Below are 18,930 nucleotides of genomic sequence, written 5' to 3' on the forward strand. Positions count from 1 at the left end.
ATGCGAACGGTTCCCGGTTCCAGCGCGGCGTGTCGTTGCCTGTCTTGCCGTGATACGGAATTCCCGGGTCGAAACTGTATTTCTCCTGCAGCAGGATCAGGGCCGCGTTCAGATAGGCTTGGTAGAGCTGGTCGTCGTGGACATAGGTCGCCATGTCGCGCAGGCGGCTCATGGTTCGGTACTGGGCCTTGCCGGCAGGTGCCAGATACTGGCCGATCCCGACAAGCGGCCGCGCGTTCAGGGCGTTTTGCACGTCCAGCCAGTCGCGCCAGGTGGTCATGTAATCCTTGCCGGGCTTGGCAATCCTGACCTTCTGATCGATACGCTGTGCGCCATAACGGATGACGCCTCCCGCCCGTCCTTCGGTGTTGCGCGTGCAACCGCCATCGCCCATCACCATGAACTGGGACAGGAAGGGCGAGTGCCACGGATCTTCACCGAGACCCCGGAAAACGGTGGAGGGCGTCATCTTGGTTCCGAACCGCCTGCGCGCACGATGCTCCCGCGCGGCTGTATCCAGTCCGTTTCCAACTCCACGGAACCAGCGCATGCCGGAAAGACGCTTGGCCGCGTCACCGACGTCGCCATTGGCTTTCTGGAGACGCCCCTTGGTCGCATTCGAAAGGACAGTGCCATCGGCCTTGGTCAGGTCGCCGACCAGGCTGTCGTCCATGAAAGCCGCCACCGGCCAATCGCGCGACAGCGCCATCTGGTAGACTTCAGCCATCTCCGCCGCGAATTCGGCGGAACCAACCTTCGGTGCGGGAGGCATCGTGACCGCAAAGGGATCCGGCCCTTCGAGAACGTAGGCATGGCCCGCAGTGGGACTCTCCCATTCCCGATAAGTCTGCTTGTCCCCAGGACAATCCAGTTTGTCGAAATCCGACTGGCTGGCCCCATGGATCACCTGCAGGTCGACGTTGAGCGGAACCATCTGGAAGACGGTCGGATCTGATGTCCGGGTGCCCTCTGCAAACAGTTCGAAATCACCCGGATGGTCCAGCAGCCCATTGTCGAGGTGCAGCAGCCCCTTGGTGAAGCTAAAAACATACGGGAATTGTTCATCCTGATTGGAAAGATGCACGTCCTGCGGGTTTGCTGTGGAAAGCGCTGTAGCGCGGTTACGAATCTCAGCGGCTTTGGTTTGCCGGTCGGGATCAGGGAACATGTCATGCCTCCGGTTCAAATCGGTGCGGAAAGCATGATCGAAGTGCTGTGAGCGCAGAATGAGTGCGTCATGAGTGGTGTGTGAAAATTGCGTGAAAAGTGCAAATTCAGGGAATTGCTGCTAAAAATTGCATGGATATCGGTCTTATACTGCCCTGAGGCAAGGGCTGGTTCACGAGCCCTTGTCACGAGAGTGTATGCTTGCTGCCTGAAATGCCGAACCAGAAGCAATTTGAAACTAGATAGCCAACCGGATGGGCCTAACAATGATTTCCAGGTCTTCATTTTCCTTCTCTCCGCGCATGCCGTTGCTTGTCTGCGGTTTGCTGATTGCGGTCGGCATCGAAACGTCTGCCGATGCAGAGGAGGTGTGTGCCGGCTTTAGGATGCCGAAGGAGCATTGTCCGGCAGTGGACCTCAGTGTGTGTGGCCAGAAAGATCTCAAGTGCCGGGCCGAGCAGCTGATGGCGTGCCCGTCACTCCTGGCACCGCCTTCGGGATATGAGCCCTACCAATTGAAGATCGATTTTCCGCAGACCGAACCCGAGGTGGAAGATGGGCCCTGGCTGAAGTTCGACCCCTTCAAGGCAAGGTCGTTTCAGGAACGAGCGGACCAGTCCAGAGGCTACCTAGCGGCTGTGCTCTCCTATGTAATGGAAGGAAACAGGGAGGTTGATTGGCGCGTCGAGAAAAACGAGGTGCGTGACTGGTATTATGCGCCCTGGATGCATTTCGATAACGTCAATGGCCGGGAACCTCTGCGCGGCCTGACCAGGGAACTCTGTTCTGCACCGGGTGTGCTGCACTCCCAGCAGAAGAGGCAAACGGATTCCTGGGCGGTAGGTTTCTACAACGCACCCGGTGGCTACCAGATCGGCCAGGTCTGGAAGTCCTGGATCGAAGCTGCAACCTGTCCTTCCGAACCGGCGGAACCGGTCGATATCGACTTCCCGGAAGGCACGGTGTCCTTCAAGCTGCTCTTCACTACTGCCACTGCCGAGCAGGTTCCCTTTCTCAAGGAGGCGCCGAGATGGAAAGCCTATATCTTTCCGACACCGCAAGAACCAGAAAGAGATTTCTGCGACGCCGGCTATTTACAGGATGTGCACGAACTCCGACTGCTCCAGCTTGACATCGCCGTCAAGGACACGCGTTCCGGCAATCCGACCGGATGGACTTTCGGGACGTTCGTCTACATGTATGATGACAAGATCACGAACGTCTGGGAAAGACTGAATCCGGTCGGGCTCCAATGGGGTAACGATCCTCAACGGGAAGAACAGGACCTGGCTGGTCTCGAGCCCTCGAAGTGGTGGCAGGTCCCATTACGTGAGGGCTGGGTCAACCCGGAAGTCGCCGACCTGTTCCGCTCTGAAGGCCGCGAATGGCTTGGCCTACACGGGCGGTTGAATGGCCCGGTTGACAACTGGAAATCCGGTTGCACATCCTGTCACTCGGCCCAGGCGGTCGGTCACAAGAAAGACGAAAGCATTCTAAAACGCCCGGGCGAAGACAAGCTGCCATGGCACGCATGTGGAACTGCTGCCCCAAAAGTAGGGGAACCGTGCGAGGTGAATTCTCTTTTCACGAAGTTTTTCACCAATCGAAGAGGGGACGTGTCCTACGAGCCTGGCTACCTGCCCCTGGACTATTCTCTGCAACTCGCCAAAAGCCTTCAGTTCTACGTCGATTGGCTGAATTCGGCCCGAGTTTCCAACACCTTCACGGGGAGCTACACCAAATCCAACGGCCCCTACCTGAAAGGTTCTGAAACCGGCACCTACCAGGATCTGTATATAAAGATTCCAGCCCCCAAGGGCGCCAATATCCGCCGCTAGCCCTTTTGAGGTTGACGTCAGGTGCCGCTTACCAGGTCACCCGCACGATCAGCACGCTTCCTCCCCCTTGTGATTGAAGGAAAAGACTGGGAGGAGTAATCTCCGGAGCCCGTAATCAAGGCAGGGCGGACTCCACGCGGCCTGCAATCTCCTTGACATGTTCGTGCGTGAACCCCTGGTGGAGGGTCATGCAAATGGAGGTATCATGGTAGAACTCGGCGTTCGGGAGTTGGATATTGTTGTAATCGTACTTCCGTCCCGAAACGACTTCCGCAGGCCATACGCCGCCCGGGAAAAATGCCTTCTGCTGAACGACGGGATAGCGGTGAAGCAGGTTTTGATATCCCCGCGACGCATCCCATCTGCCGCTGGCGTCAAGCAGAAGGCTTTCAATGACGGCTTCCCGTGTCGCGTAGTCTGCAAGACGGAAAGTAAACAAGAAATAGGAAGAAGAGGAGTCCTGGGGGTCTGATTGGGGCACGACACCGGGAAGTCCCGCCAGCAGGTAGCGTAAGGCATCACCTGCGGCCTTCCGGTGTGCCACGAGATCGGCAAGCCTCGGCAATTGGTCAAGCGCAAGAGCGCTTTCAAGTTCGTTCAGCCTGTAATTTAGGCCGATGCGATGGTTCTTGACGTTCTTGCCTGAGTCCAGCGAATTGAGCCGATCCCAGTATTTGTCGGCAAAGTGGTGACACTTTTCAAACAGTGCCCGGTCCCGGGTGGCAACGAAGCCTCCCTCACCAGCAGTGACATGTTTCCAGTGATTGAGACTGAATGCTCCGAGAGTCCCGAGCGTACCACAGGGTTTTCCCTTGTATGTCGCGCCAAGTGCCTGCGCCGCATCCTCGATCACCGGGATGTTTTTTTCATTGCAAAGTGCAAGGATCGGATCCAGGTCAACAGGCGTTCCCGAATGGTGCATTACGATGACAGCTTTGGTGTGCTCGGTAAGCGCAGCCTGGATTGTTTCAGCAGTCACCATTCCGCTGTCCCGGTCTACATCGGCAAAGACCGGAATGAGGTTCTGGAAGATCACGGGCATCAGCCCGCCGACATCCGTAATCGGCGGTACGACGACTTCCATACCCGCATCGATTTCGAGGCTGGCGAGAGCGGTATGAATGCTGGCCGTGCCCGAGGACGTCGTCGCGACGTAGTCGATATCAAGATGGTTCCTGAACGCTTCAATTGCCTCGTCCGCAAAGGACTTCGTACCGTCGAAACGTCTGTAAAACAGATGATTTGAATTCAACACGCTTTCTATCAGATCAAGTGTTTTCTGATCGAACCGGGCTGGAAGCGGCGGTGTGCTTGTCATGACGTCCTCCTTGAAAATTGCTAAAAACCGGACGGTTGCTGAATTTCCTCCATCAGCGGCAAACGCCGCAGGGTTGTAACTGGATAGGTCGGGTCAAGAAATTTCGATGCTGTGAAATCAGGCTCGTATCGCTGCATGGACGTGATTGACCTGTCCGAAGCCGGCGCATCGTGCTGTCTCAGGGTCAGTGCGATTTCATAGCGCCTCACCGAGACAAATTCCGGCTTCATGAACAGCGACATTCTGGCGTGCGTGAGCGCCTTGTCGTATTCGGCAAGCGAGGCAGCGGCCATGCAGGCAAAATGCTCGAAGAAAAATTGCTGGTAACTGCCGGTGGCAAGCCTCACGGACCGCTCGGCAGCTGCATAGCTGTCTGTCTGCGCGCCATTAACCGCAAGGGCGTTAGAATACATGGCCCAGCTGAGCGGATTCGAGGCATTCGCGTTGACAGCGCTTTGCGAGAGTTGCAGCGACGTGCGCGTGTCGCCTTTGTGAACATATTCAAGTTGTGAGGCAATCGCCTGAACCGTCACGCTCTCCGGCGAAAACCTATAGGCTTCAACGGCCAGTTCCTGCAGGCTTGCGCCTTGCCCGAAATCGAGGCGGCGATGCTGGAAAAAGGCAAGGTTTCTCAGGAAGGCCCTCCAGGCGAGATGCGCTCCATGCGGCGTGATCTCGAAGGCACGCTGAAGCAGTTGATCCGCGGATGCCAGACTGTCCCAGTCCAGCTGGAAGATCCTTCTGTGCGCACGGCGCGCCAGCACGGAAGCGAACTGGGTGGCGGAGAGTTCGGATTTCGGGTCAGAAATCGCGTCCAGAACTTTCTCGGACGCGCGAAAACAGAACCTGTCGAAGCTGAGGGATGTTGCCGCGTCCGCAAAAAGGGCCGGCACCAGCGCGCCCTCGGACCAGAGCTGCATTCCGCTGGTCGGCAGGAAGGTCGAGAAGGACATGTAGGTCGCGTCATCCGCGGAATTGACGCAGACGCGAAGCGCAACGCAATTGCGGTTCCTGTTCGAGCCTTCCAGGACAAAGCCCGTTCCAGCAATGACAACGATGTCATGTTCCGAGAGCTGATTGTGCAGCCTGTCCCTTGCGAGTTGCAGGATCAACTGGTTGTCGCTCTCGCCGCCCGACACGAATTCAAGGAGGATTACGGGCTTGTCGCTCCGGGGCGCCGTAAAGTCAGGGACCGGGTCGGCGTTTTTCCCGAGCAGCACTCGAATGTCACGCAGCAGATGCTCAAATTCACGATCCTTGATTTCGTCCAGACCTTCAAAGACATCCGCGCGAAGAGTGACATGAGAGTCCGCCGGCGGTGTCGAGAAATCAATCTTGATCCGATCCCGGTCCAACGAAACGACTGAGCCGTCGGTAAGCAATATATCTCGATGAGGACCGAGTGCAGTTCTGATGTCGCTCAAGGCTCTGCGCAGACTTCCTGCGGCCTGCGCACTCTGCCGATCACTCCATAGCCGCGTTTGCAACCAGGAGCGGCTTCGCGCCTGATCAGGCGCAACCGATAAGAGCGCGAGAACCGCGCGCGCCTTCGCGCTGCGTGGAGCGTGGTCTTTCCCGTCTTCGTCCAGTATTCGGAACTGTCCTACAGCGCACAGAGATAACAAATTCGCCCCCAAGCGATACAACCTGTGATAACCATATAAGCAGAAATTCGGGAAACTGTCTAAGCCTTGGATAGATTGACGCAAAATAACACTAAAAAGTAGCATGCATTGATAGTTTTAATCACCTAAGGTTGTATTTCAGCTTCGGCCGCTTCCCAGTACTTCCAGCACGCAGCCACATGCTGGAAGGGACGTTCTGCCGAAGACCGGGCACCCGGGACAACATCATGTTCCGGCTATTGAGGGAGGTTTCATGGCTTACAAATTGATCAAGGGCGAGTTTCATATCTTTTATCCCGACATTCCAAGACAAGGTCCGGAACCGGACGGAGACACCCTGAAATTCAAACCTTACAATCGGTCCTTCGTGGAAACGCTTTGGCGACCCGGTGTCCCCAGACCCGGTTTCAACGGACGCGACATGATCAATTTGCGCTTCGAGGGCCTGGACGCGCTCGAAACGCATTTTTCCAACGGGCATCAGAACCTTGAACTGGCGGAAGCTTCGCGTGATTTTCTTCTCGAAGCCGCTGGCTATGGGCCGGTGGCCTTCTGGGATGACCTGCCCAACAAGGTCCAGTCGGTTCAAAACCACCCAGTGCCTGGATACATCATCTCGAATGGCCTTGACGGTCACGGCCGCATTGTTGCCTTCGTCTATTTCGGTGAAATCGAAGAAGCGGACGGAAGTGAACTCCATCTCGACCCGGCCCGCGTTGCACAGAGCTTCAATGCTCTCAGCCTAGCAAATGGCCAATCCTATCCATTGTTCTACATGTCTCTTCCGGTTGACCTCAATCGGGCTCTAGGCGCCATTGCGCGAGAGGCGCGCAGCAACGGCGAAGGCCTTTATCCGAACGACGCGTCAATACCTGGAAAGACCTTTGAGGTGACGCTCCAAAAGTACCAGCAGCTCGCGATCTGGCCAAAACTATTCCGGCGACTGCACAGCTATTTCTCCGACGAGTTCTTCGACCTGTCCGGCTTTGACACATGGCTGAGAGCCGACTTAAAGGATCGCGACGACCGTGTATTTTTGCCGGAAAATTATGATGCGCATTTTCACAATGTCGTCGAGGTGATTTCTCCAACACAAATGTGCCTGAAGGTGGATCCTACGGACATCGTCATAGTACCAGACGATTTTATCATGCCGGACCTAGGTTTGCATCCCAGCTAGACTACTCGAGTTGGCATGCTTTCCTATTGTTCTCGACGACGCGTTAATTCTGTTCACAGTATCAATTACCCAATTAAATTTAACCAGTGAATAGCAGTCGTCTGAACCGCAACAGTTAAAACAAGACTTTCGGATTTCGGCCCCGTTTCAGTCATTCGCAACGGATACGATTGACGCCAAGTGGAGACAATGCAATTTGACTCCAAAAAAGAGCCCGGCGGATAGCTCCGCCGGGCCGAAGACATCCGCCTCAGAACGGGATTTCGTCCTGATCATTGGGCTCCTCGCCTTCGTTTTCAGTCTGCTTAGCCCCGCTCAGAAAATCGACTGTCTCGGCGATGATCTCGCAGCCGTAGCGGTCGACGCCCGCCTGATCGGTCCATTTGGAATAGTGAATACGGCCCCGAACCAGGATCTTCATTCCCTTCTCGCAATACTGCTGGACCGTCTTACCGAGACCGTTGAAGCAGGTGATGCGGTGCCATTCGGTGTCCTGGACTCGGTGACCTTCTGCGTCGCGGATCACCTTGCCTTCGGAATAGCGCGGGCGCGAGGTGGCGAGGGTGAAGTGGGTGATGGAAGTACCGCCCTGGGTGGTGCGGGTTTCCGGGGCCTGACCGATGTTGCCGGCGAGGATGACGATGTTCTGCATGTTCAGTCTCCGTTGCTTCAACCGGAGGGACCGTCCCTCCGATGATGCCCGGCCAAGACCGTCGGGCGAGGCCTGCACGGATGCCTCGGCATCCGCTAGACCCCCAAGGCGGGACGTGGTGCGGGCAGGCGCGGCACGCGTCAACACGGGTCCCGCCGCGGGGGTTGCCGGCCGAGACCGAACGGGCTTAGGGGATCACGGAAGAGGAGGGGCAGGTTTTTCGGGAAAGCTTTCTCGGAGACATGGTGCGGAAACATCATTCCCGCTCGCAGGATTTCACGGGCAACCCCGGCCACCCCACTGGCAATTGCGGCTATGGTTCACTTCTTGACCAGCCACAAACGCCATGACTTTCCGCTGGCAGGAGAGACCGCGAGAACGGTTTCGGGCTTGGACATCTGGCACCGCTCCCTTTGCGGAAACAGTCGGCAAGCGGTTCGCGGTTCGCGGTTCGCGGGCATGCGTGAAGTGCCGATCCGGTGCCGGGGCAGTACCCACCAACCCGTTCCAGCGCGCGACACCCGCGGGTCACCCGCAGCGATTTTCGCCTCAGCGAATTCCACAGCCAGCCCGCGACCAGCAGAACAAGGCGCAGGGGCACATACCGGTCGTCGCTCGAATAGGACCGGGAAGTGCCGAGGTCTTGGCGCAAACCCCGGGGTCTCTTGCAAGACGGCAGTCACCTCGACAGGCTTCGCTTGCGCCCTTTCACCGCGACAGCACATCCTCGCCTAGCGCGCTGAGATTGATCATCGCAGCGACAGCCACGATCAACCCGCAAATGCCGCAGAGGAGGTTGAGCACGATCGCGGAGTCGAGGGCGTATTTCACGAGCCCGTGGGCCAGCGCATAGCCCGCGACCGCCGCCGGCGCGGCGAACATCGCCAGCGCCGCGAGGCGCAGAAACGGGTGCCTGGCAAAGCCCAGGACCGCGATCACCAGACCAACGGAGAGTGCAGCGCTACCAAGTGCGGCGAGCGCCGACAGGCTAAATCCCGCGCCAGCAGAGTGAACATGCTGGAACGCCGCGATCCCGAACATGACCGGCAGCGCGTAGACCGCGAAGTTGAAAGCGAGCACGCAGAGTGCGACGGAAAGAGAGATGGCGAGCAGAATGAGCGTCATGACAGCCTCCGGCGTCGGTGATTTTTGAGGGATCACGACAGGCTGCCGATGGATACGCTCCGCCTGCGACTATGCTGCTTCGCCGGTTCTGCAAGTCTGGTCAGTTGACTCCAGGACGACGTCCGGGGTCAAGGGTGTCGGAAACGAAAAGGGGGCGCTCAGGCGCCACCCTCGTATTTCAGGACAGGGATGCCGAGCTTGCGGGCCTTGTCGGCGAGGTTTTCCTGAATGCCCGTTCCGGGAAAGACCAGAACCCCGATCGGGAGCGCGTCCAGCATCGCGTCGTTGCGCTTGAAGGGTGCTGCTTTGGCGTGTTTGGCCCAGTCGGGCCGGAACGCCACTTGGGGCACCTTGCGATGGTCCGCCCATTTCGCGGCAATCAGTTCAGTTCCCTTTGGCGAGCCGCCATGCAGCAGCACCATGTCCGGATGCTTGGCATGGACCTGGTCGAGCCTTGACCAGATCAGGCGGTGGTCGTTGAAGTCGACCCCGCCGGTAATGGCGACCTTCGGTCCTTGCGGTAGTAGCATCTCGGCCGCGGCCCGGCGTTTCGCGGCCAGGAAATCCCGGCTGTCGATCATCGCCGAAGTGAGGTTCCGGTGGCTGACCCGCGATCCGTTGCGGGGTTGCCAGGGTTTGCCCTGGTGGCGCTCGAAGCCTTCGACAGCGAGGTCCCGGAAGAGCTCCAGCGCGTTCCTGCGCTCGATCAGGCTCTGCCCTTCGGCCGTCAGGCGCTCCAGCTCGACGGACTTCACCTCCGAGCCATCCTGTTCCCGCTGCAGCCGGCGCTGCGCCTGCTCATTGTCGTCAAGCTCCCGCTCGGTGCGCGTCGTGGCACGGTGGAAGAGATTGACCGTGCCCCAGAGCAGTTCGTCGAGTTCGGGTTCGAGGCGCGTGTCGCCGAGTGTCGCGATCAGCGCGTCGAAGATATCGGTGACGGCGCTGGAAATCATGCTGTCCTCCGGGAGCGGCCTCGGATCGGGTTCGTCCTCGAACGGACGCCAGCCGTAGAGCTGGAGTTCGGTGAGGACGTGACCGGTCTGGGAGGAGTTGTGGACCGACTCATTGGCTGCCGTATCGTTTGAAAAGGTCATTTCGGGGTTCCTCGTCGGGGGAGCCGCGCCCATCGCGGCCTTCGTGGCAGCGACCAGCCCAGGGGCGGGAAGGCCGAGCAGCCCGAGCAAGTCGAGGGCCTTGATGGCCAAGCCCGGCTATTTTGTCTCGCGATGCAAAGAGCCTCCCTGGAGGCGCGGCGGAAAATAGCCGGAGCGCGGCCATTGCCCGGCCTTCCCGTTTGTGGGCCGCCTGCCCTCTCAAGAAGGCCGTGGGCGGCGACTTTCGCGACATGGGGAAGACCCGGATATGACAGGAGGAAGGCAACCGGCTTGTCACAGTCCTGACCTGCCGCTCCCTCACGCCGCCAGAAAGCGTGCTACGTCCTCGGGATGGAGCTGAAGCCGCAGCAGCTCCCGGAGGACCTGAATGCCATCGCGCCTCAGATCGTCATTGAAGTCGCCAAGCCGTGGCGTCAGCCCCAGTGCCTCGATTCCGGCCTCGGCGGCTCTGGCCAAAAGAACCTTTCGCGCGCCCTCGCCCGCCGGATCGCGGTCACACAGGACATAGAGCCGCCGGAGCCCCTTCGGGAACAGGATGCCGGCAAGATGGGCCGCCGAGAGTGCCGCCAGGTCGGGCAGTCCGGGAAGCACCGAGCGAACCGAGAGCACCGTCTCGATCCCCTCGCCGGCGGCGAGCACGTCCTGCGCCACCCCGAACCGCACCCCGTGACCGAGCAGGTCTCCCATCGCCCGCCTTGGCGTCTCGACATCCGCCTTGGCCGAGCCGTCCGCGGCGAGCCAGGTGCGATGCGCGCCGGTCTGACGCCCGGCGAGATCGGTGACGGCGGCGACCATCGCCGGGAGTTGCCGGGTCGCGCCGCCGCCCTCCGGCCGGTAGTAGCAGGCCGGATGGAAGCGCAGGTTGGCGGTTTCGTGCAAAGCCGTAATGCCGCGACTACGGAGATACGTTTCCACGAGTGTTCCGGTGAACGGCTGCGACATAGCAAAGAGCCGCCGTGCGGCCGCGGCAGAACCGGACGGGACCGGCGTCAGCTGCCGGGACTGCTTCTCCAGCTCAGGGCGCGGCAGGCTCAAAAACCGGCGCGCCTCCCCGGCGACATCGCGAAAGTCGGAGAACCCGCAGCTTTCACGGATGACATCGAGGAGATCGCCATGTTCGCCCGTCGCGGCATCCGTCCACTTTCCAGCAGCACCCTTGCCACGATCCGACCCCGTGAGCCGGACGAACATCGACCGGCCCGGTGTGCCATACACATCCCCCACCAGCCAGTAGCGGCCGGATTTTTGTCCGGCCGGCAGGTAATGACGGCAGACTGCCTCGGCTTCTCTTGCAAGGCGCGCCGCAAGCTCGGAGGCGTCAGCCCGGGACATCAGGCCGCCCCGCGATCCGAGACGCGCTCGATCGGCCAGGTCTCGATCAGCCTGCCGAGCACTTTCACGCCGCGCTCGTCGGCGGGCACGAAGAAGCGCAGCTTCCAGGAGATGATCTCCGAGAAGAGCCCGTAAGACTTGAGCCGTTCGCGCATGCCTTCCGTAAAGCCGGAGAACTCGATCCGGTTCGCTCCCATGACGCGGACTCGGCGGAGCTGCAGCCCTTCGGCCAGACCCAGGATCGTCTGACCGGCGATCAGTGCGGCATGGGCTTCATCGGGAGACAGCGTCACCGACCCGGTAGCAGCTGCATTGGCCGCCCAGGCGGGCGAGACACGGCGGCCGATGATGCGCTCGCCCTCGTCGGTCTGCAGCCGATAGACCCGTGTCGACTCATTTGGCAGACGCTTCCAGACCGGCAGGAGCAGACCGCTGACCATGTGCAGCGTGGTCTCGGTGAATTCCGGAACCTCCGACAGTTCATGGCTCCAGGCTGACGCGAAGGTGTCCCGGTCCACCTCGCGCCAATAGCTGCCGGTCAGCGCCTGGAAAGAGAGGTGGCTGCGCTCCATCGGCCGGACCAGCCGGACACGGCGCTCGATCTCACCATCGTCGAGCATCATGGACGGCGCCGGCACCTGAACGGCCGCCCGCCCTGACTTGCCGTTGACGAGCAGCCTGGCACCGGGCTCCGCGCCCGCGCGGGCAAACGCTTCGTCGAGCGGCATCGGCTGGTTGCGGCGCTTCTCGGCGATGGTGAGAAGCCGGGTCTCCGCGCCGGTCGCCGGATGGGTATGGATCGTCCGGCGATCGGTGACCACAAAGCTCTCGGCCGTCAGTGTCTCCAACCCGAGATCATAAGTGCCGCTGGCGATCGCCCCCTCGATCCTGGCATCGAGCAATTGCTCGAAGGCGGCAAAGAGGATGCCTTGAAGCTCGATCGTCAGCGCCAGCAGTCGGTTGAGGAAGGTGGTGATCGGCGGCAGATCATCCCTGATGCCGGACGCATCCGTCAGCTTCAGGCCGGTGGCGGTCTCGAACCGCTCAAGCGGGCAGCCCTCGACCTTGCCGCGCACGATCATTAGATAGAGCTGGCGCAGCGCATCGCGGGCATAGAAGCTTTCGAGATTGTCCTCAGGGCGGAACAGCCCCTGCCCGCCGGTCTGGCGCTGGCCGCGGGTGATGGCGCCGAGCGTGTCGAGCCGGCGGGCGATGGTCGAAAGGAACCGCTTTTCCGCCTTCACATCCGTGGAGACGGGCCGGAAGAGCGGCGGCTGCGCCTGATTGGTGCGGTTTGTCCGCCCGAGCCCCTGGATTGCCGCATCGGCCTTCCAGCCGGGCTCGAGCAGGTAATGGACCCGGAGCCGCTGGTTCTTTGCCGAGAGATCCGCATGATAGCTGCGCCCGGTGCCGCCCGCGTCCGAGAAGACGAGAATGCGCTTGAGGTCATCCATGAAGGCGGACGTCTCAGCAAGGTTGGCCGAGGCTGCGCGGCTTTCGACGGCGAGACAATCGCCCTTCCGCACGATGCGCCGTGAACGGCCCGTCACCTCGGCAACCGTATCGGTGCCAAAGCGCTGGATGACCTGATCCAGGGCACCGGGAACCGGCGGCAGCGCGGCGAGCCGCTCGATCAACTCGTCCCGCCGGGCAACCGCCTCGCGGCATTCCACCGGTTGACCGTCCCGAGTAACCGGGCGCGAGGAAAGATTGCCCTCGCTGTCGGTGAAGGGCTCATAGAGCTGCACCGGGAAGGAATGGGCGAGATAGTCGAGAACATATTCGCGCGGGGTGATGTCCACCCGGACGTCGTTCCACTCCTCGGTGGGGATTTCGGAGAGCCGCCGCTCCATCAGCGCCTCGCCCGTGGAAACGATCTGGATGACGGCAGCATGGCCAGCCTCCAGATCGCCTTCGATCGAACGCATCAGCGTGGGCGTCTTCATTGAGGTCAGGAGATGGCCGAAGAAGCGTTGCTTGGCGCTCTCGAAGGCGGAGCGGGCAGCGGATTTGGCCTGCCGATTGAGCGTGGCTCCACCTCCCGCTGGATTGCCTGTGATGTTGGCGGCCTCCATCGCCGCGTCGAGATGGTTGTGAATAACGGCGAAGGCACCGGCATAGGCATCATAAATGCGGCGCTGCTCGGCAGTGAGCTCATGTTCGACCAGCTCGTATTCGACGCCGTCATAAGAGAGTGAGCGGGCGGTGTAGAGCCCGAGCGACCTCAGATCGCGGGCCAGCACCTCCATCGCCGCGACGCCGCCCTCCTCGATCGCCTCGACGAACTCGGCCCTTGTCGTGAACGGGAAATCTTCGCCGCCCCAAAGGCCGAGCCGCTGCGCATAGGCAAGATTGTGGACATTGGTGGCGCCGGTCGCCGACACATAGACGAAGCGAGCATCGGGTAGCGCGTGCTGCAGGCGTAGTCCCGCGCGGCCCTGCTGCGACGGCGCGACATCCCCGCGCTCGCCCTTGCCGCCACCGGCGTTCTGCATGGCATGGCTTTCGTCGAAAATGATCACTCCATCGAAGTCCTTCTCGGCCTCGGCGCCGGGACCGGACTGCAACCATTCGACGATCTGCTTCACCCTGGAAACCTTGTTGCCGCGATCGTCGGAGCGCAGCGTGGCGTAGGTGGTAAAAAGGATGCCTTCGCTGAGCGCGATCGGCCTACCTTGCGGAAAGCGCGACAGCGGCGTGACGAGCAGCCGCTCCATGCCGAGCGCTGCCCAGTCGCGCTGCGCGTCCTCGATCAGCTTGTCGGATTTTGAGATCCAGACGGCCTTGCGTCGGCCGCGCAGCCAGTTGTCGAGGATGATCGCGGCCGACTGGCGGCCCTTGCCCGCGCCGGTGCCGTCGCCGAGCATGAAGCCCCGGCGGAAGCGGAAAGCGCCGGCAACCCCTTCGGGCGCTGCCTGGACGAGATCGAAGGTCTCGTCGACGGTCCAGCTGCCTGCGAGATGGCCGGAATGAGCCTCGCCCGCGTAGATCACCGTTTCGAGCTGCGCGTCCGACAGCAGTCCATCGGTGACGACATTCGCCGGCAGCATCGGCCGGTAATCTGGCTTCGGCGGGGCGACGGAGGCCATCGCCGCCGACTGCACCAGTTTCGTGGGATGAGCCTGAGATCCGGGAATACGGATCGACTGCAGTCTGTAAGCCTCGTAAATCGCATCGGTGAGCCCGGCACCATCGGGCGACGTCCAGTCGACGGTCTCATAGGTTAACTCGACGCCCTCGGGGTCGGGCATATCAGATCCCGCCGGGCGAGATTTTGCCGAGCGCTCAGGAACACCTCGCACCGTTCGGCCTGCAGCGGGGACCGATGACCGCGGAACCTCGGGGAGCGAAACCGGCGGCCGCGGTGGAACCTGGCGCTCGAGCCAGCTAAGCAGCGTGGCGATATCCGGCGCCATGCCTGGCGAGGCCGGGAACAGGGCTGGATTCTTAGCAGGCACCTTGTCGATGACTGTGAGCCGGGTTGGGAACGTCGTTCCGTGCTTCGCATATGCCGATCCGGCGATCGCGGCGGAGAACACGACAGAGCCGCGCTCCTGCAGGCGTGCAAAGGCATCACGCCAGGCCGGCAGCTCCGGACCGACATTTGCCCCGGTGATTGTCACCAAGCGCCCGCCCTGTGCAAGACGGCTCAGCGCCGATGCGATGTGCCGGAAGCCTGCATCGGCGACCCGGCCGGAAACGTTCGCGAGCGCCGTGAAGGGCGGGTTCATGATGACGACGGAAGGCACCAGCGCCGGATCGAGATGATCGTCGATCTGGGCGGCGTCGAAGCGGGTGACGGAAACGGCAGGAAAGAGGAAGCAGAGCACATCGGCGCGGGCTTCCGCAAGCTCGTTGAGGATCAGCGATCCTCCGGCGGTTTCGGCCAATACTGCCATCAGGCCGGTGCCGGCCGACGGCTCCAGCACAAGGTCGGCGGCGGAAACACAAGCCGCCGTCAGCGCGGCAAGGCCAAGGGGAACAGGCGTGCTGAACTGTTGGAGCGCCTGGCTTTTCTCGGACCGGCGCGTCTGCGTCGGCAGCAGCGCCATGATCTTATCGAGCACGGAAAGCCGTGCTTCCGGGGTTGCTACTTTACGGAAAACCGCCTTTCCGTATTTGCGCAGGAACAGAACCGTCGCTACCTCGCAGGCGTCATAGGCGCTCTTCCAGTCCCAGGCGCCCGACGCATCGGACGCCCCAAAGGCAGTTTCCATTGCGGCGCGCAGCAGGGTAGCGTCAACACGCTGGCCTTGTTCGAGATGCTCAAGAAGATCATGGGCGGCGGCCAGGATGGTGGGCGCAGGAGCGATCGGCGTGACCGGGACGGTCACGGGTGCGGTCATGTTCATGAGAGGAGATCCTTGAGAGCAGCATCGGGAAAGCCCGGCCAGCGCTCTCTCGACCGCCCGGGCTCACCCCGTCCCGGCAGGCCTCTCCCTCTCAGGGCAAAAGAAATCGCGTCGCGCAGGAAGGCGGGCGCGACCAGATTGGAGGCGGGTCAAAGGCCGGTTTCGGGAAGCAGGAGGCGAGCCTGGTTCCTCAAACGCCCACGGCCCCGCCGCGGCGCTATGGACAAGCGGAACGGGGAACCGGGACGCAACGGCCCCGGCCGGCCATGAGGCCTTCGCCTCAAGAGAAGGGATCGATCTCGATCATCACAGCCACCTCGTCGCCGTCGATTTCGTCGGCGGTCACGGCACCGAAGGACCCGTCACCGGCCTGGAATACGACGATGGAAACCATCAGCGTGGCGGCGAGGCTGGCGGCGTATGCGGTGGCGTCATGAAGGGTCATTGTTCCGGTTCCTGTCTTGGGAGGCGGGGAACCATCCCCCGCGCGACAGGCGCCCGAAGTGTCTGATCGAGGATGGCAATCACCGCGCGCGTTCGGGCCCGCCCCGGCACCGCGCGGCGGCACGCTTTGCGTAAGCCGACCCCATGCGGGTTGAATGACAACGCCACGTTCAGGCCAAGGTCAGCGAATGGAAGCGGGGGAAGGTTTTCCGTATCTGTCAGAAGCCGGCAAGGCGTAAATGCGTTTGCACGGCCACCTCTGTCCTCTGCCAGCCGATCAAGTGGGAATGCAACAATGGGCAGGAGTGAAGACATGAGTCAGGCAACCCAGCCATCTCCAATGGAGCACAATGGACCTGATGGGGCTCGGTTCGCTTATCGGTCCGGTAATTGCTGCCCGAACAAGGCCACCATGAAAAAACCCCGGAGCCTTGCAGCTCCGGGGCGGGATCGCATTACTCGGCCGCCACAAGGGCAGCATCCTCCTCGTCGGCATCCGCCTTATCGTCCTCTCCGTCATCATCGCCGAGGAATGCCGGAAGAGCCTCATCTGCTCCGTCCTCCTCACCTTCCGTCTCGACCGGCGCGGCTTCGCAATCGTCCGTCATGCGCAGCGGTTCCGGCAACCAGCCGGTGCCGGCCAGCAGGCGTTCAGCCTCCCTGGCCATATCGCCCTTCTTGAGATGGTCGATCAGCTCGGCGGCACGCTCGCCCGCCCCCTCGCGCACGGCTTCGAGGATGCGAGGCTTGGTGACCCGGCCGAGATAGTTCTCGACCGTCGGCGTCCAGCCGGCTTCCACCATGTCGAGGTCGACAGCGCGCGCGAGGCGATCCGCCTCAGCGAGACGTTGCTGGATGCCGTGCACGGTGACGGTGCCACCGCCGTAGCGGTCGGCCTTCTCGTAAAGGGCATTGACCCCGAAAGCCGCGCAATGAGCGAAGAGCTCCGCCTGCTCGGTGCCTTCAAGAGAAGCGAGCCAATCCCAGAGGGCGGCCTCGTCGTCCGGCATACGTGCCTCCCAGGCCTTGTGGCGTTCCTCGATAGCCTGTGCCGCCGGAATGTCCTTCAAGCCAGGTGCTTGCAGGGAGAAGCCGGTGTTGCGCACCGAGACTTCCATGGCCGGGCTATAGGTCATGTAGCGAGAGAAGACGTCCCGGCAAAACTTGTGCAGCACGGCCAGGAACGCGACGGACGGATTGTTCGCCAGCCTGTCGCGCAGCGCCAACGTCCGCTCGGCCGTCAGCTCCGTCACCAGGCGTTCCGGCAGCGGCTTGATGACTTCGCCTTCATCGTCATCCGTATCCGTCGGCTGGCTGCCGATGGTGATGACAGCGTGCCGGGCAGAAGGATCGACATCGGCATCGGCGCGGTCGATGTCGGCCTCACCACCGTTCCCGGAGCCACTGCCCTCAACGGCGACGTCAAGCTCATCCTCTGGACGGACATAGCCGCGATCGACGACGAGTTCACCGTCCCGGCCGATGCTGAGGAAGACACCGGCGCGGGCGATTTCGTCCGGATCGAAGCTGACGGGACGGTTCTCGAAAGCCTCAAGCGCGGCCTCGATCTCCGCGAGACGCCGATCGACCTCGTCGGGCAGATCGCTGGCCTCCGTGTATTCCGACTCGAGATCGTCATACTCGTTGCGGAGTGCCTCGCGGGCCGCCCGTTCCTCGTCTATGAGGTCCTGCATCGTGCCGGTGAGTTTGCGCAGGCCGTTGGCGTGACCATAGGGGAGCTCGACCGAAGCTTCGATCCACCGCCAACCGTCGCCGGCAATCTCGTCAGCCATACGTTTCAGCTTTTCGTCCACCAAGCGGTCGAGCAGGGCGACGTCCTCCAGCCAGCCGTCATTGTCCTGGGAGAAGAGGTCACGCAAGACGGCTCCACCCGCCGCCTCATAAGCTTCAAGGCCGATGAAACGGGCGCGCTTGTCGGAAGAAGGCACCGAGGTTTCAGTGAGCATACGCCGGATCTGCCACGGCTCTTTCTGCCAGGAATTGCGGATATTCTCCCAGACCTGCTCCTGACGGACATGCTCGGGATTGACGGTGAAGGCCATCAGCATCTCCAGCGTCATGCCGTCCTCGGCATAGACGTCGAGCAGCACGGGAGACACAGTGGCAAGGCGAAGCCGTTGCCTGACGACCTGGACCGTGGTGAAGAAGGCCGCCGCGATCTCCTCCTCGCTCATGCCTTTTTCGCGCATGTCAAAGAAGGCGCGGAACTGGTCGAGGGGATGGAGTGCAACACGCTGAGTGTTTTCGGCCAGACTGTCGTCCTCGGCGAGGATGTTTGTCGCCGGATCGCGGACGACACAGGGCACCGGCGCGGTCTTTGCCAGACGCTTTTGCTTCACGAGGATTGCCAGGGCCTGATAGCGACGGCCGCCGGCCGGCACCTCGAACATGCCGGTCTCGTGGCCAGCCTCATCGAGCAAAGGGCGGACATTGAGGCTCTGGAGGAGTGTGCCGCGGCGGGCGATATCCTCGGCCAGTTCCTCGACAGAAACGCCGGCTTTGATACGCCGGACGTTGGACTGACTGAGAACGAGCTTGTTGAAGGGAATATCGCGCGAGGGCGACAGGGTGAGTTTCTGATTTGCAGTTGCCATCAGGGTAGTCTCCGCGACGGGCGCCGAGAGCCTCTCTCTCAACATTCAACCCGTCGCGAAAACCCCACCCCTCCTCTCACTCTCGAAAGGGCACGGCCCGCCCCCTGCGATCGGAAGCCTTCGCCTCGGGAATGACGGACGAATGCAGCCGAGGTCCGCCATTCCAT

7 protein-coding genes are annotated in these 18,930 nt (G+C 61.5%); all 7 read right to left on the minus strand.

The features are described from left to right. Positions 1-7,378: 7,378 nt before the first annotated feature. The 7 genes from RBB46_RS09330 to RBB46_RS09360 all read right to left on the minus strand — a co-directional run bounded on the left by RBB46_RS09330 (position 7,379) and on the right by RBB46_RS09360 (position 18,763). A complete protein-coding gene (locus RBB46_RS09330; RefSeq protein ID WP_306028700.1) occupies positions 7,379-7,780 on the minus strand; it encodes a single-stranded DNA-binding protein in 402 nt (133 codons plus the stop codon). A gap of 708 nt (positions 7,781-8,488) precedes the next feature. Next, the gene (locus tag RBB46_RS09335) at positions 8,489-8,905 is read right to left on the minus strand and encodes a hypothetical protein (protein WP_306028701.1); all 417 of its coding nucleotides are present in this window, start codon (positions 8,903-8,905) and stop codon (positions 8,489-8,491) included. A gap of 158 nt (positions 8,906-9,063) precedes the next feature. Beyond that, a complete protein-coding gene (locus tag RBB46_RS09340; RefSeq protein ID WP_306028702.1) occupies positions 9,064-9,999 on the minus strand; it encodes a DUF2493 domain-containing protein in 936 nt (311 codons plus the stop codon). 318 nt (positions 10,000-10,317) lie between these two features. Then, on the minus strand, positions 10,318-11,352 hold the full coding sequence (locus tag RBB46_RS09345; RefSeq protein ID WP_306028703.1) for a toprim domain-containing protein: 1,035 nt from the start codon (positions 11,350-11,352) through the stop codon (positions 10,318-10,320). After that, positions 11,352-15,704 carry a strawberry notch family protein gene (locus RBB46_RS09350; protein ID WP_306028704.1) on the minus strand — a complete coding sequence of 1,451 codons (4,353 nt, stop codon included), beginning with the start codon at positions 15,702-15,704 and terminating at the stop codon, positions 11,352-11,354. The genes RBB46_RS09345 and RBB46_RS09350 overlap by 1 nt, the downstream gene beginning before the upstream one ends. A 280-nt stretch (positions 15,705-15,984) precedes the next feature. Then, entirely contained in the window at positions 15,985-16,149 is a 165-nt protein-coding gene (locus RBB46_RS09355) for a hypothetical protein (RefSeq protein ID WP_306028705.1), read from the minus strand. A gap of 454 nt (positions 16,150-16,603) precedes the next feature. Then, positions 16,604-18,763 (minus strand): ParB/RepB/Spo0J family partition protein, encoded by a 2,160-nt coding sequence (locus RBB46_RS09360; protein WP_306028706.1) that lies wholly within the window; start codon positions 18,761-18,763, stop codon positions 16,604-16,606. Positions 18,764-18,930 lie beyond the last annotated feature (167 nt).

This window comes from Stappia sp. MMSF_3263 (assembly GCF_030733745.1).
Lineage (GTDB): Bacteria > Pseudomonadota > Alphaproteobacteria > Rhizobiales > Stappiaceae > Stappia.

Coding starts and splice junctions, on each gene's coding strand:
- RBB46_RS09330 (WP_306028700.1), bottom strand. CDS start 7,780: ATGCAGAACATCGTCATCCTCGCCGGCAACATCGGTCAGGCCCCGGAA.
- RBB46_RS09335 (WP_306028701.1), bottom strand. CDS start 8,905: ATGACGCTCATTCTGCTCGCCATCTCTCTTTCCGTCGCACTCTGCGTG.
- RBB46_RS09340 (WP_306028702.1), bottom strand. CDS start 9,999: ATGACCTTTTCAAACGATACGGCAGCCAATGAGTCGGTCCACAACTCC.
- RBB46_RS09345 (WP_306028703.1), bottom strand. CDS start 11,352: ATGTCCCGGGCTGACGCCTCCGAGCTTGCGGCGCGCCTTGCAAGAGAA.
- RBB46_RS09350 (WP_306028704.1), bottom strand. CDS start 15,704: ATGAACATGACCGCACCCGTGACCGTCCCGGTCACGCCGATCGCTCCT.
- RBB46_RS09355 (WP_306028705.1), bottom strand. CDS start 16,149: ATGACCCTTCATGACGCCACCGCATACGCCGCCAGCCTCGCCGCCACG.
- RBB46_RS09360 (WP_306028706.1), bottom strand. CDS start 18,763: ATGGCAACTGCAAATCAGAAACTCACCCTGTCGCCCTCGCGCGATATT.